The organism is Bacillus sp. AK25 (assembly GCF_048270685.1).
GTDB lineage: Bacteria > Bacillota > Bacilli > Bacillales > Bacillaceae > Bacillus > Bacillus altitudinis.
The window spans coordinates 3,337,452-3,360,932 of the sequence record NZ_JBLUWC010000001.1; the positions used below are offsets into that span (position 1 = coordinate 3,337,452).

27 protein-coding genes are annotated in these 23,481 nt (G+C 41.7%); 7 read left to right on the forward strand and 20 right to left on the reverse strand.

The window, feature by feature from the left end:
- Positions 1-37: 37 nt before the first annotated feature.
- The 13 genes from ACNO7B_RS17290 to pta all read right to left on the reverse strand — a co-directional run bounded on the left by ACNO7B_RS17290 (position 38) and on the right by pta (position 10,616).
- Positions 38-523 (reverse strand): tetratricopeptide repeat protein, encoded by a 486-nt coding sequence (locus ACNO7B_RS17290; RefSeq protein ID WP_096881989.1) that lies wholly within the window; start codon positions 521-523, stop codon positions 38-40.
- A gap of 39 nt (positions 524-562) precedes the next feature.
- The gene (locus ACNO7B_RS17295; protein ID WP_417901753.1) at positions 563-1,408 is read right to left on the reverse strand and encodes a lipoate--protein ligase family protein; all 846 of its coding nucleotides are present in this window, start codon (positions 1,406-1,408) and stop codon (positions 563-565) included.
- Positions 1,409-1,641: 233 nt separating this feature from the next.
- Complete coding sequence (locus ACNO7B_RS17300; RefSeq protein ID WP_079919301.1) at positions 1,642-2,037, reverse strand: SMI1/KNR4 family protein; 396 nt, start codon at positions 2,035-2,037, stop codon at positions 1,642-1,644.
- Positions 2,038-2,202: 165 nt separating this feature from the next.
- Positions 2,203-2,643 (reverse strand): SMI1/KNR4 family protein, encoded by a 441-nt coding sequence (locus ACNO7B_RS17305; protein ID WP_056704175.1) that lies wholly within the window; start codon positions 2,641-2,643, stop codon positions 2,203-2,205.
- A complete protein-coding gene (locus ACNO7B_RS17310) occupies positions 2,643-4,430 on the reverse strand; it encodes a T7SS effector LXG polymorphic toxin (RefSeq protein ID WP_417901754.1) in 1,788 nt (595 codons plus the stop codon). Before ACNO7B_RS17310 ends, ACNO7B_RS17305 begins: the two co-directional genes overlap by 1 nt.
- Positions 4,431-4,441: 11 nt before the next feature.
- The gene (locus ACNO7B_RS17315) at positions 4,442-4,720 is read right to left on the reverse strand and encodes a YwqI/YxiC family protein (protein WP_008343583.1); all 279 of its coding nucleotides are present in this window, start codon (positions 4,718-4,720) and stop codon (positions 4,442-4,444) included.
- A gap of 4 nt (positions 4,721-4,724) precedes the next feature.
- Positions 4,725-5,123, reverse strand: coding sequence for a YwqH-like family protein (locus tag ACNO7B_RS17320; protein ID WP_008343584.1), 399 nt, complete (start codon positions 5,121-5,123; stop codon positions 4,725-4,727).
- A 171-nt stretch (positions 5,124-5,294) separates the two neighbouring features.
- Positions 5,295-5,561 carry a hypothetical protein gene (locus ACNO7B_RS17325; protein ID WP_125589393.1) on the reverse strand — a complete coding sequence of 89 codons (267 nt, stop codon included), beginning with the start codon at positions 5,559-5,561 and terminating at the stop codon, positions 5,295-5,297.
- A gap of 13 nt (positions 5,562-5,574) precedes the next feature.
- Entirely contained in the window at positions 5,575-6,909 is a 1,335-nt protein-coding gene (locus ACNO7B_RS17330; RefSeq protein WP_417901755.1) for a TRAP transporter large permease subunit, read from the reverse strand.
- Positions 6,910-6,952: 43 nt separating this feature from the next.
- Complete coding sequence (locus ACNO7B_RS17335) at positions 6,953-7,831, reverse strand: prephenate dehydrogenase/arogenate dehydrogenase family protein (RefSeq protein WP_417901756.1); 879 nt, start codon at positions 7,829-7,831, stop codon at positions 6,953-6,955.
- 11 nt (positions 7,832-7,842) lie between these two features.
- Positions 7,843-8,514, reverse strand: a complete 672-nt coding sequence (locus tag ACNO7B_RS17340) for an RraA family protein (RefSeq protein WP_338335111.1) — start codon at positions 8,512-8,514, stop codon at positions 7,843-7,845.
- Between the two features lie 142 nt (positions 8,515-8,656).
- A complete protein-coding gene (locus ACNO7B_RS17345; RefSeq protein ID WP_058213482.1) occupies positions 8,657-9,508 on the reverse strand; it encodes a MurR/RpiR family transcriptional regulator in 852 nt (283 codons plus the stop codon).
- A 136-nt stretch (positions 9,509-9,644) separates the two neighbouring features.
- Positions 9,645-10,616, reverse strand: a complete 972-nt coding sequence (gene pta / locus ACNO7B_RS17350; protein WP_008343597.1) for a phosphate acetyltransferase — start codon at positions 10,614-10,616, stop codon at positions 9,645-9,647.
- A gap of 239 nt (positions 10,617-10,855) precedes the next feature.
- On the opposite strand from pta, the gene hemQ reads away from it, so the two are divergent.
- Positions 10,856-11,626, forward strand: coding sequence for a hydrogen peroxide-dependent heme synthase (gene hemQ / locus ACNO7B_RS17355; protein WP_417901757.1), 771 nt, complete (start codon positions 10,856-10,858; stop codon positions 11,624-11,626).
- Between the two features lie 165 nt (positions 11,627-11,791).
- Here the strand turns inward: hemQ and ACNO7B_RS17360 are convergent, their stop codons facing one another.
- Positions 11,792-12,760: an alpha/beta hydrolase family protein gene (locus ACNO7B_RS17360; RefSeq protein ID WP_417901758.1), complete on the reverse strand. Its 969-nt coding sequence runs from the start codon at positions 12,758-12,760 to the stop codon at positions 11,792-11,794.
- Positions 12,761-12,844: 84 nt separating this feature from the next.
- Complete coding sequence (locus ACNO7B_RS17365; protein WP_008343601.1) at positions 12,845-13,324, reverse strand: Lrp/AsnC family transcriptional regulator; 480 nt, start codon at positions 13,322-13,324, stop codon at positions 12,845-12,847.
- Between the two features lie 145 nt (positions 13,325-13,469).
- On the opposite strand from ACNO7B_RS17365, the gene ACNO7B_RS17370 reads away from it, so the two are divergent.
- The 6 genes from ACNO7B_RS17370 (at position 13,470) to ACNO7B_RS17395 (ending at position 19,572) form a co-directional block, all read left to right on the forward strand.
- Positions 13,470-14,702 carry an MFS transporter gene (locus tag ACNO7B_RS17370; protein WP_417901759.1) on the forward strand — a complete coding sequence of 411 codons (1,233 nt, stop codon included), beginning with the start codon at positions 13,470-13,472 and terminating at the stop codon, positions 14,700-14,702.
- Positions 14,703-14,851: 149 nt separating this feature from the next.
- Positions 14,852-15,457 carry a bacilysin biosynthesis protein BacA gene (locus ACNO7B_RS17375; protein ID WP_417901760.1) on the forward strand — a complete coding sequence of 202 codons (606 nt, stop codon included), beginning with the start codon at positions 14,852-14,854 and terminating at the stop codon, positions 15,455-15,457.
- Between the two features lies 1 nt (position 15,458).
- A complete protein-coding gene (locus tag ACNO7B_RS17380) occupies positions 15,459-16,166 on the forward strand; it encodes a cupin domain-containing protein (protein ID WP_417901761.1) in 708 nt (235 codons plus the stop codon).
- On the forward strand, positions 16,163-16,924 hold the full coding sequence (locus ACNO7B_RS17385) for an SDR family NAD(P)-dependent oxidoreductase (RefSeq protein ID WP_008343608.1): 762 nt from the start codon (positions 16,163-16,165) through the stop codon (positions 16,922-16,924). Before ACNO7B_RS17380 ends, ACNO7B_RS17385 begins: the two co-directional genes overlap by 4 nt.
- Positions 16,925-16,939: 15 nt before the next feature.
- Positions 16,940-18,361: an ATP-grasp domain-containing protein gene (locus tag ACNO7B_RS17390; RefSeq protein WP_417901762.1), complete on the forward strand. Its 1,422-nt coding sequence runs from the start codon at positions 16,940-16,942 to the stop codon at positions 18,359-18,361.
- 17 nt (positions 18,362-18,378) lie between these two features.
- Positions 18,379-19,572: an aminotransferase class I/II-fold pyridoxal phosphate-dependent enzyme gene (locus tag ACNO7B_RS17395; RefSeq protein WP_198944895.1), complete on the forward strand. Its 1,194-nt coding sequence runs from the start codon at positions 18,379-18,381 to the stop codon at positions 19,570-19,572.
- Between the two features lie 14 nt (positions 19,573-19,586).
- Here ACNO7B_RS17395 and ACNO7B_RS17400 read toward each other — a convergent pair whose 3' ends face one another.
- The 5 genes from ACNO7B_RS17400 to ACNO7B_RS17420 form a co-directional block, all read right to left on the reverse strand.
- Positions 19,587-20,378, reverse strand: a complete 792-nt coding sequence (locus ACNO7B_RS17400; protein WP_417901763.1) for an SDR family oxidoreductase — start codon at positions 20,376-20,378, stop codon at positions 19,587-19,589.
- Positions 20,379-20,470: 92 nt separating this feature from the next.
- Positions 20,471-20,926 (reverse strand): dTDP-4-dehydrorhamnose 3,5-epimerase family protein, encoded by a 456-nt coding sequence (locus ACNO7B_RS17405; RefSeq protein ID WP_417901764.1) that lies wholly within the window; start codon positions 20,924-20,926, stop codon positions 20,471-20,473.
- Positions 20,919-21,773, reverse strand: a complete 855-nt coding sequence (gene rfbD, locus ACNO7B_RS17410) for a dTDP-4-dehydrorhamnose reductase (RefSeq protein WP_417901765.1) — start codon at positions 21,771-21,773, stop codon at positions 20,919-20,921. Before rfbD ends, ACNO7B_RS17405 begins: the two co-directional genes overlap by 8 nt.
- A gap of 3 nt (positions 21,774-21,776) precedes the next feature.
- The gene (gene rfbB, locus ACNO7B_RS17415; protein WP_417901766.1) at positions 21,777-22,742 is read right to left on the reverse strand and encodes a dTDP-glucose 4,6-dehydratase; all 966 of its coding nucleotides are present in this window, start codon (positions 22,740-22,742) and stop codon (positions 21,777-21,779) included.
- A complete protein-coding gene (locus ACNO7B_RS17420) occupies positions 22,739-23,479 on the reverse strand; it encodes a sugar phosphate nucleotidyltransferase (protein WP_417901767.1) in 741 nt (246 codons plus the stop codon). The genes rfbB and ACNO7B_RS17420 overlap by 4 nt, the downstream gene beginning before the upstream one ends.
- Positions 23,480-23,481: the final 2 nt, after the last annotated feature.

Here is a 23,481-nt window from a genome sequence, read left to right on the forward strand (position 1 = left end):
ATTCTTCCATTACATTGCCCCTCCATGTCTATATAAATCATTTCCACAATCGATCTAACTGATTTGAATAAAAATCAATAGCCTTTCGATAACTCAAAATAGCAGGATCGTTTGTCGTTTCAGTTAAACAGTTCAGTAATATTTCCATGGCTTTGCTATGTTCATTTAAATTATACAAAGTCATGGCATAAAACGTTTGAATGGCTTTATTATGCGGATAAGCTTCCATCGCATGGAGGAATATCTGTTTTGACTTTTCATATTCCCCTAAGGTTCTGTATGTACTTCCTAATCCTAAAAAAGCATCTTCTCTTTCTTCTGAAGACAAACCTAGTTCAAGGGCCCTCTCATAAAAAAAGACAGCTTGTTTTTCCTCCCCTAACACATCATAACTCCAAGCACATTGATAGTGAATGGAGGCATGATCTGGATACTCTTCTACAAGACGGATGAGCATGTCATTGGATTCTTGAAGATGTCCACTTTCTCGCAGTTCAATGGCTTTCAGAAGTTTCGTTTCCATTACATCACCCCTATTTTTAAGATGGCTGGAAAGATATGTTTACGAGAACACTTTCTCATTCCGCTCAATCATCCGCGTCATGTTTTTCTCAAACTCCAGCTGTTCCTCGGTGGTCAGCCCTGAAGCGGTCAGTTGCTCGCTCAGCTTTTGAAGTTCTTCTAGTAAAAGACGCATGAGAAGCGCACAATCAATGGGTTCTCCAGTTAATTCTGATAGGGATGCCATCGTATCAGGCTTTATATCAGGGAATACCGCTTTCACCTCATGCCTTCTATCCTTTAAGGCCGCCTCATAAAAACGGCGAATCAAATCAGCTCGTTCCCGGCCGCTTCCATCTGCACACAAATAAATTTGCACAGCGACCCCTCCTCGTAATCTACGCTGAGAAATGCCGGCAAATTTCTTTCCATTGATGCTCAAATCGTAGCTACCTGGACAGTAAGAGCCGACAATTTCATAGGCTTCAATGTCCACCTCATACATCGACAGCATCCGGCGAATCAATTCCACCATCGCATCATATCCACGGTCAATATCAATGCCCTTCTTTTGTTCCGCAAAGATTAAAGACACATTTAGTACGCCTTCATCCAGCACCACAGCAAGACCGCCTGAATTGCGCACAATGACGCGATATCCCTCTTCCTCAAGAAGCTTTACACCCTCTTGGAGAAATGGAAGTCTTGTATCCTGAATCCCAAGAACGATCGTATTGTGGTGCACCCAAGAACGCGCTGTCGCTGGTGAGAGTCCTTTCCCGACCGACGCACAAAGCGTATCATCCATCGCAAAAGATTGCTTTGGGTCTACATAGAGACCAAGGCTCGATTGATCTATGATTCGCCATGTCGGCTGCGTCAATAACTCAATAGGTTCATTTTTCATGTCCTGCATATCCTCTCGTTCATAAACTGTGTTTATTATAACATGGAGGGAGAATGAGAGAGAAAAAAGCTCTATGACAAGGAACGTCACAGAGCTTTTCAACTGGATTTGGTTTTCTTGTTCTTCCTTTTCGAAATGAAATAAACAGCTGCAATCAAAACGACAGGAGCCCCAACCAAGAGGCATGCAGCGATCAATGTGTTCCACGGCAAATCGATCATCTCCTTAATAGACTAAACTTCTATGAAACAGCCGTGACTTACCCAGCTTAACAAGTCTTCAGCCACCAATTCCGCATGCTGAGGGTCCATCACACCAGCATCGACGATCCACACTTTTTTCTCTTCTTCTGCCTGCCGCATAAGAAATACTCGCCCGCCGCCATCGTCACCAATGGCTACATAGCCGCTGGCATAATGATGGACTTCCCATGTTTTATTGCGTTCTACTATGTCCTCAGTTCCATATAGTAGAACATCGCCTTCGACGGAACATCCATTTGTCTGTTTTAGCAAGGTCTTATAAGCATGGGGCAGCAGCATGTTTAGCTGGGATTCTGCCTCTTTGATGTTTATATCAGTTTCTGGTTTGTTGATGATTAAACCTGGAATTTGGGTTACATCGATCATGTGAATCCTCCTCGATGAGTGCTATGTTTATAAATTTTTGATTTATCTTTAAATTTTACTTAACAGGTCACTCAACCCATACTTATATTCCAAATTATGTATTTCGACTTTTGCAATTCTCATCTATTAGTTAATCAATGCAAAGTAACTTTTGAAAGGCTTTTATTAGTCTGCTAGTAAATCTAGATAATATTTATCATCCTCTTGTATTTTGGTTAAAAATTCTTCCAAAGAATTAGCGATTTTTATATCATAATAATATATTGCGCTTTTATCCTTCTCATTCAATTCAATTGACATTAATGCTGTCTCATTTGCTTCAAAAAAGATTAATTTGTTATTCTCAAATTCATCATAGATTTCAATGTCAGGATAAAATTCAAAATCATTAGCCCTTAATCGAAAGTCTCTTACAGAATAAGGGTCCATGATGCGATTAGTGTTAAACTCAGACCCATTAATAAAACCGTAACCTACCTCTATATAAAAACGAATTAACTCCTTAGGAAACTTTAAATCAAGTTCCTTTTCAACATCTAAGATTTCTTTTTCAGTTACTAAAAAAAAACTATTTTCTTCGTTTTTCTTAATAATTTCATATCCCATTATTTTTTAACTCCTTTAAATAATGTATTTGCGGGTGAACCTGCTCCATGTATACCTGCTTGATGCTCATTTGGAAATTTTGCAGGATGCATATTCCACCACTCATGCTCTCCTCCAAAAGTATTTTCAATTATATGGTGAGCATCATACTTATCTCCTTTTTTTCTAATTACTTTACCAGTTTTCCCTGAAATAATATTTTCATTATACACTGGCCACTTTTGTCCAGTATTTCTTTCCCACTCTTTGATTACTTTATTTTTCACACTATCAAATTTCGCCCGATGCTTAGCCGTTTCTATAGGTGACATTTTGCTATACTCTTTATTTCTTAATGCTGCTTTCAAATTATCTATTTGGTTTTTAGGTAACTCTCTTCCTGTTCGTCCTTCTATATCTCTAACATATTTTTTTATTGTATCAGAATCTATCTTACTCCCTGTACTAGTAGTAATCCTCTTTACCGCACTCTTCCCTTGATCTATCTTAAAAACATATTTCCCTATCTTCCCTATTTTCGCGATTGGAATAATTGAAGCTGCGGACAGAGCTTGTTCTGTGCTGCTAATATTTTTGCTGGTTTCTGGGTCTTTGCCGGTGACGGCTCGATAGCCGTCATAGATTCCGCTGTATTCTAGGATGATGTTTTCGGTTGTTGAGACAACTTCACCGTCTAATATGCGTTTCGCATTGCCTCGGCTCCGGCTTTCTGGGATTTTGTCTACTTCTTCTATTCTAACTTCACCGTTTGCGATATACGTTCGGATGATTTGTTTATTGGCGTAAACGGTGTATCGACCGCCAATAAAATCAATATCGGATGAGTCGGTGACGACTTCATCTGCTATATCGAATTCTTTTAATTTTTTAATGCCTTTGACGTTGTATAGTTTACCATTTATGACCCTGATGTCTCTATGAATCTTGTTTTTCCCGTTCACAGCTTCCCTTTGCAATGTCGTAAGTGATGGATCGTTTGCTGTGACTTGTTGATTAATATTTTTATGAGATTCGTCCCGAACCACCGTCTCCACATCCGCCTGTTGTTTCTCTCTCAGCTTCTTCAGCATGATCATCATCGGATTGTCTTTCGGGTTGTCTATTTTTTCATTCAATCCGCTGATCGTGCTACTTACTTTTTCTTCTTTTGTGTCTTTGAAAATAGACCCTTTTTGATAGCTAGTGATCTCGATTTTTGGGCCGGTGAACATGGTGCTTAGCGTGTTGATGTATTGCTTCATTGTTTGCAATGCACTTGTTGTTTCATTCATAGCACTTGTTTGTTCTCTGTCAAAGGCATGGAGCAGTCCAATGGCTCTGGATGTCTCAAGCCACGCTTTTTGATAGCTCTGTTGAAAAGCAGACTCGTCTACATGAGGCAAGTGAACGATATGACTGACCCTGCCGATCGCCTGGCTCACATCTGAAACAATGTCAGAAATCGCTCGCTCTGCTTTTTTTAAACCTGAATCAAGTTCGTGTTCAATAAAAGCTTGTGATATAAAGCCGTGCTGATTTGATTCAAGTGTATGAAGCGCCTGCTTTGTTTGTTTGAGCGCAGAGCTGTACTCCTCAATGACAACCTGAAAAAATTGCAGGAAGGGAATATGGCATTCTGTATAAAAGGAGCGGATGGCTTGTCCTGCCTCTCCCTTTAGTGCGCCATCAAGTGAGATGATCTGTTGGATTTGTTTTTCTATGGAGCTAATCTGTTGTGATTGCTGCTTTAATGTATTCAGCGTTTGGTCAATTCCGTTTATTAGCGCAAAAGCATCAAGGGTTTTCATTGCGTTCTCCTTTATTTTCTTTTACTGCTGGAAGCAAGCGCCTTGTCCGTTTCGATCATGGTGTTCACCGCTTGTTCTGTTTGTACAAGTTGTTTCTGAAGAATGTCTATATAGGATGTACTTAATTCGTTCAGCTGCTGATTGATTTTTTCTAATGTGTCTGCCGTCAGGAGCTGATTTCTTCCTTTGATGGTTGTTGGAAGTGTTGCATTCATTTGAGCGCCTGATTGTTTTGCATGCTGCAATACTCGTTTGACCTGACTGGCATCTATTTTAATTTCTCTGCTCATGTGACTACCCTCTTTTTTCTTCCAGTTGTTTCTGCTTTTCTTTCTCTATTTTTCTTTCAACCGAATGAATTTCATGTTCTAATGAATGGATCTCTGATTTTAAGTCGCTGATTTTCTCATCAATTCGGTTCACTAGATTGGTCAGCTGTACACTTTTTATCTCTTGACTGGCGGATGCCATCTCGTCTCGAATGTCATCAAACGTATCTGCGAGATGGCCAAACCATGTATGTGATGTCAGATCTGGATGAGTCATTTTCTTGTTAGCATCTGCCAGAGCAGACTTTGCTTCTTTGATTTCTTTTCGACACATGTTCAGTTCTATGATTTGTTCTTTTTTTATGGATATGTCTGCCTTTAACGAATACAAGGCTGTTGTATAACCGATGATAGCTCCAGACATCGTCAAACACCTCTATTCCTCAAATAGTCCTCCGTTATGTTACCATTTACTAGCACAAGAGGCATATGATTGAAAACGAATTCACTAAAAAATGAATCGTATGTATTGGGTTTTTATACCTAATTCACATAAAAAAAGCTGAATCCTTCGATAGGATCCAGCTTTTGATGCTTATTTTAAAGTCTCACCGACTGATGCTGAGCCATGATCGTTACATGCAGCGTCTTTCTTCTCAGGGATATAATGGAGTGAAAACCCGACAAGGCTAAAAAAGGCACTTAACACCAGTGTTGGGTTTTTAAATAGGTTCGTACTAGCAATGATCATATCTCCCTTTTGCAAGAGAATTCCTAGTATTTGACCGAATACCAACAACGTTCCTGACGTTAGGAATAGGACAAGCAGCACTTTAAATAAGAATTCCATCAATACTCTCATCTGTTTCTCCTTTCTATACGGGAAGTATCTCCATTCCAATGAGCCAGCCAATGCCAACGATCGGAAGCATATAATAGAGGATCAGTGGGATAAAGGCTTTTTCTGGTCTGGCCCCTGCTAGACCAGAAGCGATAAATATGGACCCTGATGCAGGCGGCGAAGCGCCTTCAGTTGATGAAAAAGCAAGAATGGCAACTACAGCCACAACTGGGTCCACTCCAACTGAGATTAAAGCTGAAAATGAGACAAGCCCAACTGCTGTTAATGTCGCTGTTGAAGATAGAGGGCCTGCCACCAGTGTGACAAGAACACCCACAATGAGCACCATGAGCCATTTCGGAATGGCAAGTACTGATGTGATTTGCGTCAAATCATCTGCGAGCCCTAATTCAGCAAGCACTTGACTAGCAGCCACTGCAAACAGCATCAAAGCGCCAATCGTTGTGAATTTAGGAATGGCTGATTTGAAAAATTGAGACCAATCTAAAGCAGACGCCTTGCTTCTTCCAATTGTTAGACTAATTAATATCATAAGAATCGGAATCCACGTAATTAAAGAAATTTGATCCATTGCCTCTGGTCCGATGTTTGGATTACTTTTTAAGTAGTTTGCAAACGGACCAATAGTGATCATGATAGGAATCAAGGCACCGAAAAAAATAAAGATCGACTTCCACCCTTGTTTTACCGCTTCCCAGAAAGGAAGAATATCATCTGGCGGCATGGCCTGAATTTTATTCTTTTTCACCAGAAGATACACCAAAATAAATCGGTATACGACTTGATACAGTCCTCCTATTAGAAGAGCAATATATAAATCTCCCTCAGATACAAGGGCGGCAACTGGGGCAAACCCAAGCATGATAAACATGGAAGAGTTCGGAGGCAGTGCCGCTCCAAGTCCGCCATTCCCTGCTAGAATCGTGGCCGTATGGGTCCGGCTCCACCCGGATTTAATCATCCAAGAGGCGGTGATAGAGCCAGTCGCAGCTGTGTTTGCAGAATTTGAACCTGAAAGAGCGCCTAACACTGCTGAACCTAACGTACTCATATAAGCTGCTCCACCAGGAAGTTTCCCTACAACAGAATTCAAGATTCGTAAGAGTGCATGAATTAATTCCAACTTTTCGATTAAATAGGCCATGAATACAAATGCGACAGCTGCATAAAGCACCTCATATGTGGATGCAAAGATTAAACCATCCCAGAAAAGTCTTAACGCATCCCATCCGCCAAATAATGTGGTCGCAAGAAAGCCTAATAGCATGGCTTCTCCCATATTCCGCTTCACGACGACATTCCATATAATGATGACAGCTATGAACACAATCAACGCAATAAAACCCATATCGTTTCTTCGCCTCCCCTTCATTAAATAAAACGCTTACAAATTATTCCCCTTGCTGCATCACGTCAATGACTTCTTCCCAGCTAGCAGGTTTTACCCCGTCAAATCGTTCAGCAAAGTGAAAGTCTGCTAATCTCTCAAGCTTCTGTTGTGCTGCCCGAGACATACTGGCATCAATCTCTGCTTCATCTAGCATTTCAATAGAGCCAAGCAGCTCAACCGCCCGTCTTTTTGCATGCAATGCACTCCCTGTCACAAGACGGTTCATGGTCTCTTCAAAACTTTTGCTATCGATTGTATCGCTTAGTGAAGAAATCACTTGATGTTCCACATTATATTTTTTAGAAATTTCCAAAAATTCAATCAAGAGACCGACAATCCCCTTCATATAAATGCTTCTGATTAGCTTTAGTGCCGAAGCATCTCCTGGCTGGTCACTAATTTTTGTGATATTCATGCCATAAGCATTCATTACTTTCATGAATTGGTCAATTCCACTGCCGCTTGCCGTGATCGGAACCTTGTGTTTGTTGATTGGAAGAGGCCCTAGCATGGCGGCATCTACAAATAGCGCTTCTTGCTTTTCGATTTCGTTTGCTACTTGTTTTTTGATGTCTGGTGTTGATGCCGATACATCTACATATAATTGATTCTTTTTCAAACTTCCCGATACGGATTGTGCCACTTCTAAGGTTTTATTCGCTGGTACAGCTGCAATCACAAGATCAGATTTCTCAATGACTTCGCTAATACTGCTCATTAATTGAACGCCTGTTTGCGATGCTTTTTCTTTCAACGAGCCAGCTAATTTCTCACTTTGTAATAGGACATCATACGCATAAAATTGGTCTAATCCTTCTATTTTCAAACCCGTTGACAGCTCATATGCTGCTTCACCATATCCGATAAAGCCTATTTTCATCACCGATTCCCCTATCCTTGAAATTTTCTCATTCTGCCTTCCAGCCATGCCGGTGCTAAGAGACTGATGTCTTGCTTTCCTTCGTCCACATACTGTTGAATCGTTTTTAATCTCTGATGTTCATACGCTTGTTTCTCTTCCGCTAGTGTCAGCAGGTGTTCCGCCCTTTCCTTTGGAACGATGACGACTCCATCATCGTCAGCAATGACTAGATCACCTGGGGCTACTTTGACACCGCCGCACGAGATGGTTTGATTCAATTCCCCAGGACCATCTTTAAAAGGTCCGTTTGGCATAAACCCCTTACTGTAGATTGGAAAAGCCAGCTCCTCTAAAGAAAGTTTGTCGCGAACAAGCCCGTCAATCACGATTCCTTCTATTCCTACAGCCTTTGCTGAATGTGCCATCAATTCCCCTAAATAGGCATGACCCTTATGGTCTTTTCCATCCACAATCAGTACATCTCCTTCTTTAGCAGAGTAGATCGCTTGATGAAGAAATAAATTATCCCCTGGCCGTAAGCTAACAGTAAAAGCTGTGCCGACTACATTCATGCCTTTCGCAACTGGTTTGATTTGATGATCCATCGCGCCGGTGCATCCCATTACGTCTGACAGCAAGGTCGAGTTAAGCTTTTTTGCCCTAGCGATAAGATCATTTGACACGAAATGAACAGTACTCATTGTTTCCATCATCCCCTTTTAGTTATATTCATTACACTTATTTTTATTAAAGTAATATTTATTACTTTTGTGATATGATCATACCACCTCATTTTCAATTAGTAAAGCGCTTTCAAAAAATAAAAAAATGAGTTCCACACGACTAATGTGTTGTGTGGTAACTCATTTTCGTTAACATATGATTGATTTGATCTAAACGTGGTTTTGTTCTTTCAGGATCATTCATCGCTAAGGCACTTAAAATGTAATCGACGATAAAGATAGCAGATACGACAGAGTTATGAGAGCCTACACTTGCAGAGGAACATGGTAATACATATTGTGCATATTTGGTTAATGGAGAGCTGTAGCTGTCTGTGATTAAAAGCACTTCCACCCCATAAGACTTCGCTGCTTCCATCAAATCTTTCATACGCTTTGCATAGCGCGGATAGCTGACAGCTATAATGAAATCACCCGAGTCGAAATGAACCAAATCATCCACCCAGTCGCTTTTGTCTGCATCAATGTATTGGCAATTCCCCAATAACCGATTGATTCCGAGTGACAGATACTCACCAACAGGTCTTCCACTTCGAACACTTGTACACAAAACGTGGCGTGCGCTGGCTATTTTCCCAACAATCTGCTGAAAGGTTTCTTCCGTGATATTGTCCAGTGCGTACTGGATATTTTGAAATTGAAGTTCTACATGGTCATGCAGGAGCTTATTCTTATTTGAATGCTTGAGATTCGCTTCAAGTCTCGTTTGAGGGTCGGCTTTATGCTTCATAGCTGACTGAAGCTCTTTTTGGAACTCAGAAAAACCGGAATACCCCATCGCAGCAGAGAATCGCATGATCGTTGCTGTACTCGTCCCGACTTTTGACGCCAATTTATCGACAGTTAAAAAAGCGACTTCCATTGGATTTTGTACGATATAATCTGCAATTCTTCTCTGCGCATCGGTTAAAAATGCGACCTTATGCTGAAGTTTATATATTAAATCCTCCATTATAGCACCTGCCTATCCTATCGGCTTTATCTACGATTCGTGTTTTCTTTTCACCCTTTATTGTACACATTTGGACAAAATAAAAAAACAGCCAGCACGAATCTATCGTACTGACTGCTCTAGTCGAGATGCTATTTTATAGTGCTTGAGCTGCTGTAATCAGCGCAAGATTGTAAACGTCTTCGGCATTACAGCCTCTTGAAAGATCGTTTACTGGCTGATTTAGACCTTGTAGGATTGGACCTACAGCTTCAAAGTTACCTAAGCGCTGGGCAATTTTGTAGCCAATGTTTCCAGCTTCAAGGCTAGGGAAAACAAATACGCTAGCATCGCCTTTGATGACGGAATCTGGTGCTTTTTTCGCTGCCACTGAAGGAACGAAAGCTGCATCGAATTGGAACTCTCCATCAAGAACAAGCTCAGGTGCTTTTTCTTTTGCAATGCGAACCGCTTCAGATACTTTGTCTGTTTCGTCTGATTTTGCTGAACCTTTTGTAGAGAAGCTAAGCATTGCTACACGTGGTTCGATGTCAAACATTTTTGCTGTGTTTGCACTTTCGATCGCAATTTCAGCAAGATCTTGGCTGTCTGGTGCAATGTTGATCGCACAATCAGCAAACACATATTGCTCTTCGCCGCGAGCCATAATGAAGACGCCAGAAGTTTTCTTTACGCCTTCTTTTGTTTTAATGATTTGAAGTGCTGGGCGCACTGTGTCAGCAGTTGAGTGTGCTGCTCCGCTTACAAGGCCGTCTGCAAGACCTTTATACACAAGCATTGTACCGAAGTAGTTTTCATCCAGTAATGCTTTTCTCGCTTGCTCTTCTGTCGCTTTGCCTTTACGTCTTTCGACGAAAGCTTGTACAAGATCTTCAAAACCTTCATATGTATGAGGATCATACACGTCAACACCATCAAGTGTAAGACCTAATTCTTTTGCTTTTGCTTCTACTTCTTCTTTCTTACCTACAACAATTGGCTGCAATACTTTGCCATCTGCTAGTTTTTGAACGGCTGTTAGAATGCGTTCGTCCATTCCCTCAGGAAAAACGATCTTAACTCCTTTACCTGCAACCTTTTCCTGAACTGTTGAAAAAATATCTGCCACTTCAATACCCTCCTTGATTTTACAAAAAAAGCGTTCTCTTTTAAGCATACTCTTCTTCTACATAAATTCAAACTACCAACTTACATTATAGCGCTTACAATTTAAATTCTTATTTTTCAAACTAATTAAATCAATTTCTAGAAAAGCGTTTTCGTCGTTCAAGTTTTGATCACATCTTCATTTGGACAAACTATGTTATAGTTGGAACAGATGGAAAACTGTAAATAGGAGTGAAAGAAATGAGCGAACAACATACAACAAATGAAGCAGCTCAAACACTAGATGGCTGGTATGCGCTGCATGATTTTAGAACGATCGACTGGACGGCTTGGAAGCTGCTGACAAGCGATGAGCGTCAAGCCATCATTCATGAGTTCACAGGTCTATTAGAAAAATGGAAAACAGCCGAGCACAATCAGGCTGGAAGCCAAGCAATCTATAGTATTGTCGGCCAAAAAGCAGATATTATGCTCATGATTTTACGTCCGACCATGGAAGAACTAGGTGAAATTGAACTTGAATTCAACAAGACACGACTAGCCGAATTTACGATTCCAGCTTATTCTTACGTGTCAGTTGTTGAACTCAGCAACTACTTAGCAGGAGGCGGAGATGGCGGAGACCCTTACGAGAACCCGCATGTACGTGCGCGCCTCTATCCAGAGCTTCCTACTTCTCAATATGTCTGTTTCTATCCAATGGATAAAAGACGTTCTGGCAATGACAACTGGTACATGCTTTCAATGGATGAGCGTAAATCCCTTATGAGAAGCCATGGCTTAATTGGCAGAAGCTATGCTGGGAAAGTAAAACAGATCATTACAGGTTCTGTTGGCTTTGATGATTATGAGTGGGGCGTCACTCTTTTCGCTGACGATGTGCTTCAATTTAAAAAATTGGTTTACGAAATGCGATTTGATGAAGTGAGTGCACGTTACGGCGAATTTGGTTCCTTCTTTGTTGGAAACCGATTAGCAAACGAGCAACTAGCGTCTTATTTCCATGTATGATAAACTCTTAAGGCTTCGGATCTTTCCGAAGCTTTTTTATGTATTTGTTTAGAAAGGTGATCTCATCATGAAAAACTTCCCCATCTTGTTTTTTCATTTTCAGGATAAGTAAGAAACAAAACTAAACTCATGGCCCACAACAATGCTGTTAAGATGGACATCATTTTATTTCTTTAGCCTACTTTCAATAAATTGAAGTGTGTCGGCTGCTATTCTATTTCTAGATAGTACAATTCCAGCATGCCCACAACTGTATACGTGCCTTTTAGGTTGATTCCAGCTATTCCACAGCGTATCAGCATCGTTTATGTCGATATACATGTCATATTTTCCTGATATTAAGAGTACATTTTCTTTGTCTACGAGAAGTGTTGCTTTACTAGGGTTCATAATATCCCAAGCTTTGTCGAGTTCTTCATACGTTGTTCCATGTTCCTCCAGATCTCTTCGTATATACTTCCCAGGAAGAGTGTTCCAGATGGAATGCGCAATATTATTCGCATAAAAAGCTGATACAACAATATTCACATCTTTCTCGACGGTTGCTAATAAGTTTGTTAGCCACCCTCCTAAACTAATGCCAACTACGATTATTTTTCCACCTTCGTTTTCCTTGATCCATTTAATCAGCCCTCTAAGTTCAACAATAGCTTGCTGGGAGGATTGCACTGTTCGACTGATATTGGCGCTAATCATGTGTTCACCAGAATATGTTGAATTTTGTGGTTCTCTATCGAAATGATAAGGCAGGGTGTAGTAATACATGTTCCAATCATAATTTTTAACGATCTTATCGTGATAAATCTTCTTGATTCTGTCGTATGAATCCATCCGCCATCCATGTATGAAGATTACATTGGGCTTGTGCTTTGACTCTTGTCGTAAAAACACTTCCCCAGAAACCTTGTCATTCTTATCTTCACCAGATTTGATGCTTGAATGAAAAGAAAAGATTCCACTTTTTAAGTTTGCTGTATGGTTATTGATGTGAAATTCTAAATCGATTGGCTGAGCACTAAAAAAAAGATCCCTATCACATACGTCAATAGGCAAATGATTATAGTGACTTTCTTTGCTTCTTGTTCTGTGCATATCCATTAATGATGCGTAATCTATTACTTTTAAAAGCTTCAAAAGATTTAACTCCTTTAATCACAAATGATTACTATACGAATATCTTAGTATAGAGGAAAAAGGACCTGAGGGCAGGTCCTTTTTCTATTTCACCACGGTCATTTCTGGCTCTTCTATTTGTTTCACACGTTCCTGAATGGGATGGGTAAAGGAATGCTCTGATAAGACAATATGGGAGACCGTTTTTGTAAAGCCAGACACATCTTGAATAAAGGCTTCAATTTCTTCAAGAGAAGAAACAGACAGCTTAATGAAAAAACAGGACTGTCCTGCCACTCGATAAGCAAAGAACGCACGTGGATGCTGGTTCATAAATGTCACAAAACGCTGATACTCCCCATTTAATACGGTGACTTCCAGTAAACAGTCTATCATCAGACCCAGCTTTTTATAATTGACTTGAACAGAATACCCTTCGATAATCCCTGCATCCTCTAGTTTTCGCACTCTTTCTGCTACCGCAGGCGCCGATAAATTCACTCGTTTGGACAATTCCCTCATTGATAAGCGGGCATCTTCTCTCAATTCGTTTAAAATATGCACATCCACATCGGTGATTTTCATTCGTTACGCTCCTATCCCAAAATCGTTCCATTTGAAAAGTATTTTATGATGATACTTATGATACGAAATGTAAAATAAAACTAAATAATGGTAGAATTTATTTTAACGGAATTGAATGAAAAAGCAAGTATGGAGGGATCACTTGATGAAAGAATCTTTAGACAGCCAGGCTTCTAAAACATTTCCCATCACACTTGCCATTGCACTCACACTTGGCGTTTTTGCGGCGGGATCGGAGGAACTGGTGATTTCACCACTGCTGCCTGATTTATCAAACTCCTTTCAGCACTCTCTTGATGTTCTGGCTCTTTCCATCAGCATTTATGGGTTAGCTGTGCTGGTTGGAGCTCCGCTACTCGTTCCTTTAGGGGACCGATATTCAAGAGAGCTGTGTTTGATAATTGGGCTGTCCTTCTTTTTCATCGGAACAGTGATGTGTGCTGCTGCCCCAAATTTGGCCGTGTTTTTTGCAGGCCGTGCTATTTCAGGGCTGGCAACTGGTGTATTTGTGCCAACAGCCTATGCTCTTGTGGGCGACCGGGTTCCATACGAATATCGCGGCAAAGTGATGGGACTCATTGTATCGAGCTGGTCTCTTTCTCTTGTCCTTGGTGTGCCCATTGGCGCCTTTATCGGCCAGAGTTTAAACTGGCGCTGGACGTTTTGGATCTTCGCTATGATGAGTCTCATTGTCCTGCTGCTTGTCATCCTTGAATCAAGAAAACAAGTCAGAGCAGCCGATCCGAAGGCACCTCAAGCTAGAGAGAAAACAGGCTCTTTATGGGAGGCTTTGAAAATTGATCGTGTGCCTGCCTATTTGACTGTGACGTTTTGCAATATGCTTGGATTTTACGGCATGTACTCGTTTTTAGGTGCTTATCTGCAAAGTCTGTTTGATGGCGGACAATCAACAGCTGGACTTCTTATTATGGCTTATGGCGTCGGCTTTTCTATGAGTATGTTTACTGGAAAATTAGCAGACTGGTTCGGTAAAACCCGTTCCCTTGTCTTCGTGCTGGGGGGAATTGCGCTTGTTCTAGCCTTGCTTCCTTATGCGCCATTCTCGTGGATGTTGCTGATTTTCGCCCTATTTATTTGGGGTGCTATGCAAAGCTTATCTGTCACGCTTCTAAGCACCGTTCTAAGCGACTGCTCTCAAACCCATCGCGGGAAAGTGATGGCTTTTTACAGCCTGGCCTCCAACCTTGCTGTTATGCTCGGTTCCGCACTGATGGGACCCGTTTATGTCCATTTCGGATATCATACGGTAGGTCTTGTCTGTGCATTGATCACACTTGTTGGTTTTATCATCAGCTTCGGCAGCTATAAAAGAGAACGCGCCTTACAGAAAAAACAGCCAACTACACTTGAAACGTAAGCACATTTCACTGCACATCTCGATATGTGCAGTTTTTTAGATCAATTTTTAATATCATCGTATATTACATTTTTTATAAAATTTGTTGACAATTACCAATTTTAAATTTTATAATCTAGTAAAAATTTGAAAAAGATTGGATGGTAAACATGATCCTAAAGAATGATGATGTGTTTCATTTCAAAGAAGAGCCTATCCCTTCACCCAAGATGTTTACAGTCAACACACTAGGCCCTAAGGGGACAAGCAGTGAATACGCAGCAAAACATTTCATCTCTCAATCCACCACTACACTTGGCACTCATACGAAACTATCCCTTTATGACACATTCGAAACTTGCATTGAACATACTCTCTCTCAACCACTTCAATTTACTCTCGTTCCACACGCATATGAAGGCATCAAACACTTCTACATGAGACCAGATCTACAGCTTTTACAAATTTTCAGATGTGACACGCCCATGTATGGGTTGGCTGTCAGACCTGATTTCCCATTCAATGAACAAATGCTCCACCATTTAAAAATTGTCTCACATCCTGCACCTGTCAATTTAATTCAATATTTCATTCACCAAAATGCTGAATTTGAACTTGTTAATTCTACAAGTACTGCCGCGCAGAAAGTAAGGGACGGCGAATTTGATTTTGCTTTAACGAATGAGGTGGCAAGAGCCACATATGGCCTCATCTTCATTCGAACGTTTAAAAGCATACCCATGAGCTGGTCCATATTCGGAAAAGGAGAGATGTAAGATGCAAACTGAACAAAAGACGCAAGAACGATATTTTCCTCAAGCGAAAAAATTAGAATGGGATAATGGCGTTATCCAATATTCCACTGTAAGAGGCGATACGGAAGTGTTAATTTCATACGTCCCTCCCCGCACGATCATTAAACCTCACGAACATCCCGAAGCACAAATCGGTATTGTATTAAAAGGGGAGCTTCAAATGACTGTCGGCCAATCGACTCAACTGCTCACCCCTTTAGAATCAGCCTATATCGCACCACCGTTTGTCCCTCACGGCGCTTCAAATCTGACAGATGAAGAAGTGATCGCCATTGATATTAAGAGATTAAAGGATGACGAAGAATATACAGCGCCCCCCAATTATTTCTTAGACATTTTCAAAACACGGGATTTACTCCCTGGCATGGAAGTGACTTTTTTTGTGGAGGATTGGATGGAGCTGATGATTGCCAATATCCCTGGAAACGGCGGAGAAATGCCTTTTCATAAACATAGAAATGAACAAATCGGCATTTGCATCAGCGGAGGGTATGATATGACGATCGAAGGCTTTACAGAAAAGATGGAATTTGGCACCACCTATTTCTGTGACCCAAGGGAAGATCATGGGGCCATCAATCCAAAGCCAGAAGCATCAAAGTCTATTAATCTCTTCTTCCCTCCTCGCTATAATCGCTTAAAACCAAAAGCATCTAAGGTGAAGAAATGAAGCTGGACGGAAAAGTTGTCCTCATTACAGGAGGTGCGTCGGGGATTGGGCTTGCTGCCGTCAAGCTTTTCCTCGAGCATGGAGCAAAAGTAGCTGTCGCTGACATCAATGAAAGCAGCGGCAACCAACTTATTGAATCATTGCCGCATGAGCACCTTGCATTTTTTAAAACAGATATTACGAAGGAGTCTGACTGTCACCAAACCGTTCAGAGCGTGCTGAGCCGATTCGGTGCCATTGATGTCCTCATTAACAATGCAGGCATCGAAATTGTCTCACCCATTCATGAGATGGCACTGGAGGATTGGCATCGTATTCTTCAGGTCAACTTGACCGGCGTCTTTCTCATGAGTAAACATACATTACCGCATATGCTTGAAAAGAAGAGTGGAAGTATTATCAATACTGGATCTGTCGGAGGTCTTGTAGGCTGGCCTGACATTCCTGCATACAATGCAACAAAAGGCGGTGTCATTCAGCTCACCAAATCAATGGCCATTGACTATGCCGCTCATCAAATCAGGGTAAATTGTATTGCCCCTGGCATCATTGATACGCCACTAAATGAAAAGTCCTTTTTAGACAATCACACAGAAAGTCTCGAGATCGTCAAAAAGGAAAAAGCAAAGGTGAATCCTATGTTACGGCTTGGAAAACCTGAAGAAATTGCTGGCGTGATGCTGTTTCTCGCCTCTGACCTATCCAGCTATATGACTGGAAGTGTCGTCACTGCAGATGGCGGTTACACCGCTAGATAAAAAGGAGTGCTTTCATTGAGTAAAAAAACTGTACTTGTCATTGCTGATCTAGGTGGGTGCCCGCCCCATATGTTTTATGAAAGCGTGGCGGCATCATACCATATCGTTTCTTATATCCCAAGACCCTTCGCGATTACAAAGGGACATGCCGAGCTAATCGAAAAATACTCCATTGCCGTCATCAAAGACCGTGATTATTTTGAGACACACCCTTCTTTTGAACACCCTGATTCTATTTACTGGGCACATGATGATTATCCAAAATCAGAAGAAGAAGTTGTGGAAGACTTCATTCGAGTGGCTTCCTTTTTCAAAGCAGATGCAATCACGACCAATAATGAATTATTCATTGCACCGATGGCAAAGGCCGCTGAACGTCTCGGTCTGCGAGGTGCCGGTGTCAAGGCAGCCGAAATGGCGCGTGATAAAAGCCAAATGAGGGCTGCATTCAACGCCTCTGGTGTCAAAGCGGTGAAAACTCAGCCTGTCACGACTTTATCTGATTTCCAAAAAGCCATTGAGTCTATCGGAACACCGCTCATTTTAAAGCCTACATATTTAGCCAGTTCTATTGGCGTCACCTTGTTTCATGACAAGGCTGGAAATGATGATCTGTTTTTACAAGTACAATCGTATTTGGAAACCATACCAGTCCCAGACGCTGTCACGTATGAAGCACCGTTTGTCGCTGAAACGTATTTAGAGGGTGCTTACGAAGATTGGTATGAAGATGAAGGATATGCTGATTATGTCAGTGTAGAAGGGCTGGTCGTAGATGGGGAATATCTCCCTTTTGTCATACATGATAAAACCCCTCAAATCGGCTTTACAGAAACGGCTCATATCACTCCGACGATCTTAGACAATGAAGCCAAGCAGATCATCATTGAAGCAGCAAGAAAGGCAAATGAAGGACTAGGTCTCGAACATTGTGCAACCCATACAGAAATCAAACTCATGAAAAATCGAGAAACTGGACTGATCGAATCAGCGGCTCGATTCGCTGGCTGGAATATGATCCCGAATATTAAAAAGGTCTTTGGCGTCGATATGGCCAAGCTATTGATTGATGTATTAGTTGATGGAAAGAAGGCTGTACTGCCAAAACAGCTGCTTTCTGGACATACATTTTATGTAGCGGACTGCCACCTGTACCCTCAGCATTTTAAAGAGAGTGGGCTTATCCCACCTGAAGCCACACATATCACCATTGATCATGTGTCTATTCCAGAGGAGGCATTCGTTGGAGATACTGCGATTGTCAGTCAATCATTCCCTACCAAAGGGACTATGGTGGATCTTGCTTTATTTGAAGCTTTTAATGGAATCGTATCTCTTGAATTAAAAGGATCATCCTCACAAGACGTTGCCGCGTCCATCCGCAACATTCAGAAACAGGCAACGATTCAGTTAATGGATGAATTAGTGAAGGGATAGAAAGAGAGGCTGCTGTGGTGAAAATGTTAGCATCTAAAATGATTGAACGGCTGCCTGAACAGAAATTCGGCACCGTCTTTGAAAAAATAGCTCAAAAGACAAAAAACGGAGCAAACATCATGAATCTAGGTCAGGGAAACCCTGATCTACCAACTCCTGCCCATATCGTGAGTGCCCTACAGGAGTCAGCGGGTGTTTTGCCATTTCAACAATATGCCCCTTTTAGAGGCTTTGACTTTTTCAAACAAGCCATTGCAGATTTTTATAGATCGGAATTCGGTGCTGAGATTGATCCGCAGAAGGAAATTGCTCTTTTCACTGGCGGAAAAACGGGGCTGTATGTCATGAGTCAGTGTCTGCTTGATCCAGGAGATATCGCACTCGTTCCCGATCCAGGATACCCTGAATATCATTCAGGCATTTTGATGGCAGACGCCAAGCCATACAGTATCAAACTTGAAGAGAAAAATGGCTATTTACCAGATCTCTCCTCAATTGATCCTGACATAGTCAAAAAAGCAAAAGTACTGTTCTTGAATTATCCGAATAACCCCACGGGTGCTGTCGCAAATGAGGCATTTTTCGAAGAGGTTGCTGCCTTTGCGGCCGCTCACGAGCTGTATGTTATTCATGATTTCGCCTATGGTTCATTTCATTATGAACAAACACCCGTGAGCTTCATGAATACTCCTCTCGGGAAAAGTGTAGGAGTGGAATTATATTCTCTATCAAAGACATTTAATATGGCAGGATGGAGAGTCGCTTTTGCTGTTGGAAATGAGGAGATCATCCAAGCCATCAACACCTTCCAAGACCACGTGTTTGTCAGTATGTATGGCGGATTTCAACACGCTGCAACTGCTGCCTTGCAAAGTGATGACTGTCATATTCAATCATTAAAGGCGATATACCTTGAACGAATCAATTTCTTCATCCGTCAAGCGGCGAGAAAGCTTGGTTGGACAATCGAACGTCCACCCGGTGCCTTTTATTTATGGGCTCCGATTCCTGATGACTTTGAACATTCTCATGCCTTTGCTGACTATTTACTCGAACATGCCGATGTTGTCGTCACGCCTGGAGGAGTATTTGGAGCCAATGGAAGCCGTCATGTACGCATTTCCATGGTTGCCCCGATTGAGGAGCTTGCTCTCTTTATCGATCGCCTGTCCATCCTCCCCATTCGATTTCATCAAAAAACCCGCCTATAGCGGGTTTTTTCAGTTTATATACTTTTCATCGTTCCACCGTCTACGGAGATTTGTTGACCTGTGATATAAGAAGCTTCCTCTGATGCCATAAAAGCTGCCAATGACGCCATCTCACTCGCTGAGCCCACTCTTTGCATTGGGATACCTGATACGACAGCTTGTACAGCCTGCTCTCGTGACACTCCCTGCTTCGTCATCATATTGCCGATAAATTGTTCATACCGATCGGTTGCAATAAAACCTGGATTTAAACAATTCACCGTAATACTAGACGACGCAAGCTGTGTGGCTGCATTTTTACTGGCATTAATAATCGCTGCATTCATCATACTATTCGTAAACATTTGTTCACCAGGTTCCTTCCACAGGTTCCCGACAATTTGAATGATCCGTCCATATTCATGTCTTTTCATCAATGCGGCTGCACGCTTCATTGTATCGACGTAAGCGATGGCTTTTTGGGAGAAAGCAGCCAGCATCTGGTCAGGTTCACATGAATCAAATGTATCTGGCTTTCCTCCTGGAATGTTATTGATTAGCACATCGAGTCTGCCAAACTCCTTTTCTATTTTCTCAAAGGCTTCCGATCTCACTGCTTCAAGCGACATATCTCCACAGAATAGAGACAGCGGTTCCTTTGTTTCTGTCATATCTTGAATGTGCTGTTTCGTCTGTTCAAGTGAGGCCATATTTCTAGAGTTGATGATCACCTTCATATCGCTCTGAGCGGCAAGTTTTATTGCGATTGCCTTTCCAATGCCTGTACTTGCCCCTGTTACAAATGCAATTCTTTTAGACAAACTCATCCACATCCCTTTTCATCAATATACATAAAATGACACATATAGAATGTATTTCAACAAAAAAAGACCTTTCTCCTGCGAAAGGCCTCTCTTCTCTATTTAAATGTCGTTTCCCAATTAAATCCGATTGCCTCATCATTCCACGCAATTCTCTTCTCATCTGGGTTTTTTGGGTCATACGATTCTGTTGTAAAATACACAATCTGCAGCGGCGTCTCCCCTAATACGCGGTAGCCATGGGCAACTCCCTTTGGGATGAGGAGCAGCATCGGATTGTCTTCTCCCATATAATACACATCGGTTTGACCCTTTGTCGGAGAATCCTCTCTCAAGTCGTATAAAACGACCTGTGCATGACCTGCTGGGAAAAACCAAACATCGTCTTGTTTTTCATGATAATGAAAGGCTTTGATGACTCCTGGGAAACTTTTCGACCACGACGCCTGCCCAAAGCGCTTCAGCATCGGTTCGTCATCTCGAATAAGCTCTGCGAAAAAGCCGCGATCATCACAATGTTTCATGAGTTTTTTCATTTGTACACCATCAATCATGCTGCTCGAATCTCCCTTCTTTCTGCAAGTATTCGTGAAGTGCATCTTTCCAATGTCTTGGCTTCCAGCCTGTCGCTTCAATCGCTTGCAGGTCTAACACAGAGTAGGCGGGCCGAGGTGTTTGGAAGCCATACTCTTCAGTGGAAATGGGCTCAATTATCGTAGACAGACCGCTTGCTGCTACAATTTCTGTCGCAAAGTCAAACCATGAACAGCTTGCTCGGTTACTGACATGATAAATACCTGCTTTCTGGTCAAACAAGTGAATCAAAGCTTCTGCGGCATCCTTTGTATAAGTAGGAGACCCAAACTGATCATTGACGATGCGCAAATGATCCTTCGTTTCAGCCAGCCGAAGAATGGTATTCACAAAGTTATGTCCCTCATGTCCATAAAGCCACGATGTCCGAATGATCTTCACTTCATCTGACACAAGATGAATCAATTCTTCTCCAAGTTTTTTACTCTTTCCATAAATGGTTTGTGGATCTGCTTGTGCATCAACTTGGTAAGGGGTATCCGCTTGCCCATCAAATACATAATCTGTGCTGACATGTAACACATCTGCCCCTACGTTCTTAGCCTCCAGGGCTGTATAGTAGGCGCCAATCCCATTCACAAGATAGGCTTTTTCCGTTTCTGTTTCGCATTGATCCACAGACGTATAAGCAGCCGCACTGACAACAATATCCGGACGGAAATGTCTCATTGCATGTCTGACTGCCTGTTGATCTGCGATATTCAGCATACTCCTTGTTAAAGCAATGACGGTGATGTCTTTTTCTTTCAGCTGTTTCGTCAATTCTTTCCCTAATTGGCCGCCTGCACCGGTGATTAAAACTTTCATCGGTCACCCTTCTTCACTTTGATCATATTTGGCATGATACCAATCGATCGTTTTTTCGATACCTTTTTCGAATGAAGTTGCCTGCACCCAGCCAAGCTCTTCTTTTAGCTTACTGGCATCAATGGCATACCGCCTGTCATGCCCTTTCCGGTCTTGAATAAACGCGATTTGGTCATGAGAGATGCCTAGATGTGTGAGAATGGTTTTGGTTAAATCAAGATTTGTTTTCTCGTTGCCGCCGCCAATATTGTACACCTGACCGGCTGTTCCGTTTTCTACTACTTGTTTTACGGCTCTCGCATGATCCTCTACATACAGCCAATCCCGGATTTGCTGGCCGTCTCCGTAAATCGGAATCTTTTCACCATTGACCGCTTTTCTAATAATGGTTGGGATTAATTTTTCCTCATGCTGATAAGGTCCGTAGTTGTTGCTGCATCTTGTGATCATGGCGGGTAGTTGGTGGGTGTGGATATAAGATTTCACAAGCAGGTCTGAACTTGCCTTGCTTGCTGAATAAGGATTATTCGGTGAGAGTGGTGTTTGTTCTGTGAAAGCAGGATCATTCGGCTCCAAATCTCCATATACTTCATCTGTGGAAATATGAATAAGTTTTTTCGCCTTTCCCTTTAAGACAGCTTCAAGCATACGATAGGTACCAAGGACATTTGTTTGGATAAAGGGTTCTGCTGACTGAATACTGCGATCGACATGTGATTCTGCTGCGAAATGAATGATGGCATCATAGGCTTCATCAAATACTTGATCTAGTTCGTCTTGCAGCGTGATATCTCCTTGGACAAAACGGAAATGAGGCAGCTTTGATAAATATTCCATCTCCTCTGGATGACTGGCATATGTTAATTTATCAAATACGGTAAGCCGGACATCGGATTCTTGAAGCAGCAGCTTCACAAAATTCAGTCCAATAAACCCTGCTCCACCTGTAATTAAATAAGACTTCGTCATTCGTATCCCTCTTTTTCCTTCATCATTTCAAACATTTTTGTAGATGCTTCGTGGAGAGATTCATGTGTTCCTGCATCAATCCACCACCCTTTTAACATATCATAGGTCAGCTGGCTATTTGAGATGTAGAGATTATTCACATCAGTAATCTCTAGTTCACCTCGATCTGACGGCGAGATTTCCTCGATATATTGAAAGACGTCTTGATCATAAAAATAGATGCCCGTGACGCAGTAAGATGACCTCGGATGCTCTGGCTTTTCTTCTATTGATAAAATTCGATGATGAGCAGGATCAATTTCTGCAATGCCAAACCGTTTTGGATCTGCCACCTCTTTCAATAAAACCTTGGCTCCGCTTTCTTGTTGCCTAAAGGCGTCGACAAAAGGGCGTAATGAATCTTCAAATACATTATCACCAAGCATCAGCACAAATTTTTCCCCATGAGCAAAGGGCTTTGCATAGGATAAACCATCGGAAATACCAGACGCTTCTGGCTGTACTTGATACACAATGTTCATCCCAAGTTCACGATCATCTTCCAGTAACTTTTGAAACAACGGAATTTGTTCTTCCTGTGAAATCAGCATCACATCTACAATTCCTGCTTCTTTCAGTTTGAATAATGACCAATAAATCATCGGGTATGGACCAACCGGCAGCAAGTGTTTGTTGAAAATCTTCGTTAATGGTGCCAGCCGTGATCCCTTTCCTCCTGCTAAAATAACTCCCTTCACAT

Excerpts from the sequence above, each read along its gene's own strand:
- ACNO7B_RS17290 (WP_096881989.1), bottom strand. The coding sequence starts at position 523 with ATGGAAACGAAACTTCTGAAAGCCATTGAACTGCGAGAAAGTGGACAT.
- ACNO7B_RS17295 (WP_417901753.1), bottom strand. The coding sequence starts at position 1,408 with ATGAAAAATGAACCTATTGAGTTATTGACGCAGCCGACATGGCGAATC.
- ACNO7B_RS17300 (WP_079919301.1), bottom strand. The coding sequence starts at position 2,037 with ATGATCGATGTAACCCAAATTCCAGGTTTAATCATCAACAAACCAGAA.
- ACNO7B_RS17305 (WP_056704175.1), bottom strand. The coding sequence starts at position 2,643 with ATGGGATATGAAATTATTAAGAAAAACGAAGAAAATAGTTTTTTTTTA.
- ACNO7B_RS17310 (WP_417901754.1), bottom strand. The coding sequence starts at position 4,430 with ATGAAAACCCTTGATGCTTTTGCGCTAATAAACGGAATTGACCAAACG.
- ACNO7B_RS17315 (WP_008343583.1), bottom strand. The coding sequence starts at position 4,720 with ATGAGCAGAGAAATTAAAATAGATGCCAGTCAGGTCAAACGAGTATTG.
- ACNO7B_RS17320 (WP_008343584.1), bottom strand. The coding sequence starts at position 5,123 with ATGTCTGGAGCTATCATCGGTTATACAACAGCCTTGTATTCGTTAAAG.
- ACNO7B_RS17325 (WP_125589393.1), bottom strand. The coding sequence starts at position 5,561 with ATGAGAGTATTGATGGAATTCTTATTTAAAGTGCTGCTTGTCCTATTC.
- ACNO7B_RS17330 (WP_417901755.1), bottom strand. The coding sequence starts at position 6,909 with ATGGGTTTTATTGCGTTGATTGTGTTCATAGCTGTCATCATTATATGG.
- ACNO7B_RS17335 (WP_417901756.1), bottom strand. The coding sequence starts at position 7,831 with ATGAAAATAGGCTTTATCGGATATGGTGAAGCAGCATATGAGCTGTCA.
- ACNO7B_RS17340 (WP_338335111.1), bottom strand. The coding sequence starts at position 8,514 with ATGAGTACTGTTCATTTCGTGTCAAATGATCTTATCGCTAGGGCAAAA.
- ACNO7B_RS17345 (WP_058213482.1), bottom strand. The coding sequence starts at position 9,508 with ATGGAGGATTTAATATATAAACTTCAGCATAAGGTCGCATTTTTAACC.
- hemQ (WP_417901757.1), top strand. The coding sequence starts at position 10,856 with ATGAGCGAACAACATACAACAAATGAAGCAGCTCAAACACTAGATGGC.
- ACNO7B_RS17365 (WP_008343601.1), bottom strand. The coding sequence starts at position 13,324 with ATGAAAATCACCGATGTGGATGTGCATATTTTAAACGAATTGAGAGAA.
- ACNO7B_RS17370 (WP_417901759.1), top strand. The coding sequence starts at position 13,470 with ATGAAAGAATCTTTAGACAGCCAGGCTTCTAAAACATTTCCCATCACA.
- ACNO7B_RS17375 (WP_417901760.1), top strand. The coding sequence starts at position 14,852 with ATGATCCTAAAGAATGATGATGTGTTTCATTTCAAAGAAGAGCCTATC.
- ACNO7B_RS17380 (WP_417901761.1), top strand. The coding sequence starts at position 15,459 with ATGCAAACTGAACAAAAGACGCAAGAACGATATTTTCCTCAAGCGAAA.
- ACNO7B_RS17385 (WP_008343608.1), top strand. The coding sequence starts at position 16,163 with ATGAAGCTGGACGGAAAAGTTGTCCTCATTACAGGAGGTGCGTCGGGG.
- ACNO7B_RS17400 (WP_417901763.1), bottom strand. The coding sequence starts at position 20,378 with ATGAGTTTGTCTAAAAGAATTGCATTTGTAACAGGGGCAAGTACAGGC.
- ACNO7B_RS17405 (WP_417901764.1), bottom strand. The coding sequence starts at position 20,926 with ATGATTGATGGTGTACAAATGAAAAAACTCATGAAACATTGTGATGAT.
- rfbD (WP_417901765.1), bottom strand. The coding sequence starts at position 21,773 with ATGAAAGTTTTAATCACCGGTGCAGGCGGCCAATTAGGGAAAGAATTG.
- rfbB (WP_417901766.1), bottom strand. The coding sequence starts at position 22,742 with ATGACGAAGTCTTATTTAATTACAGGTGGAGCAGGGTTTATTGGACTG.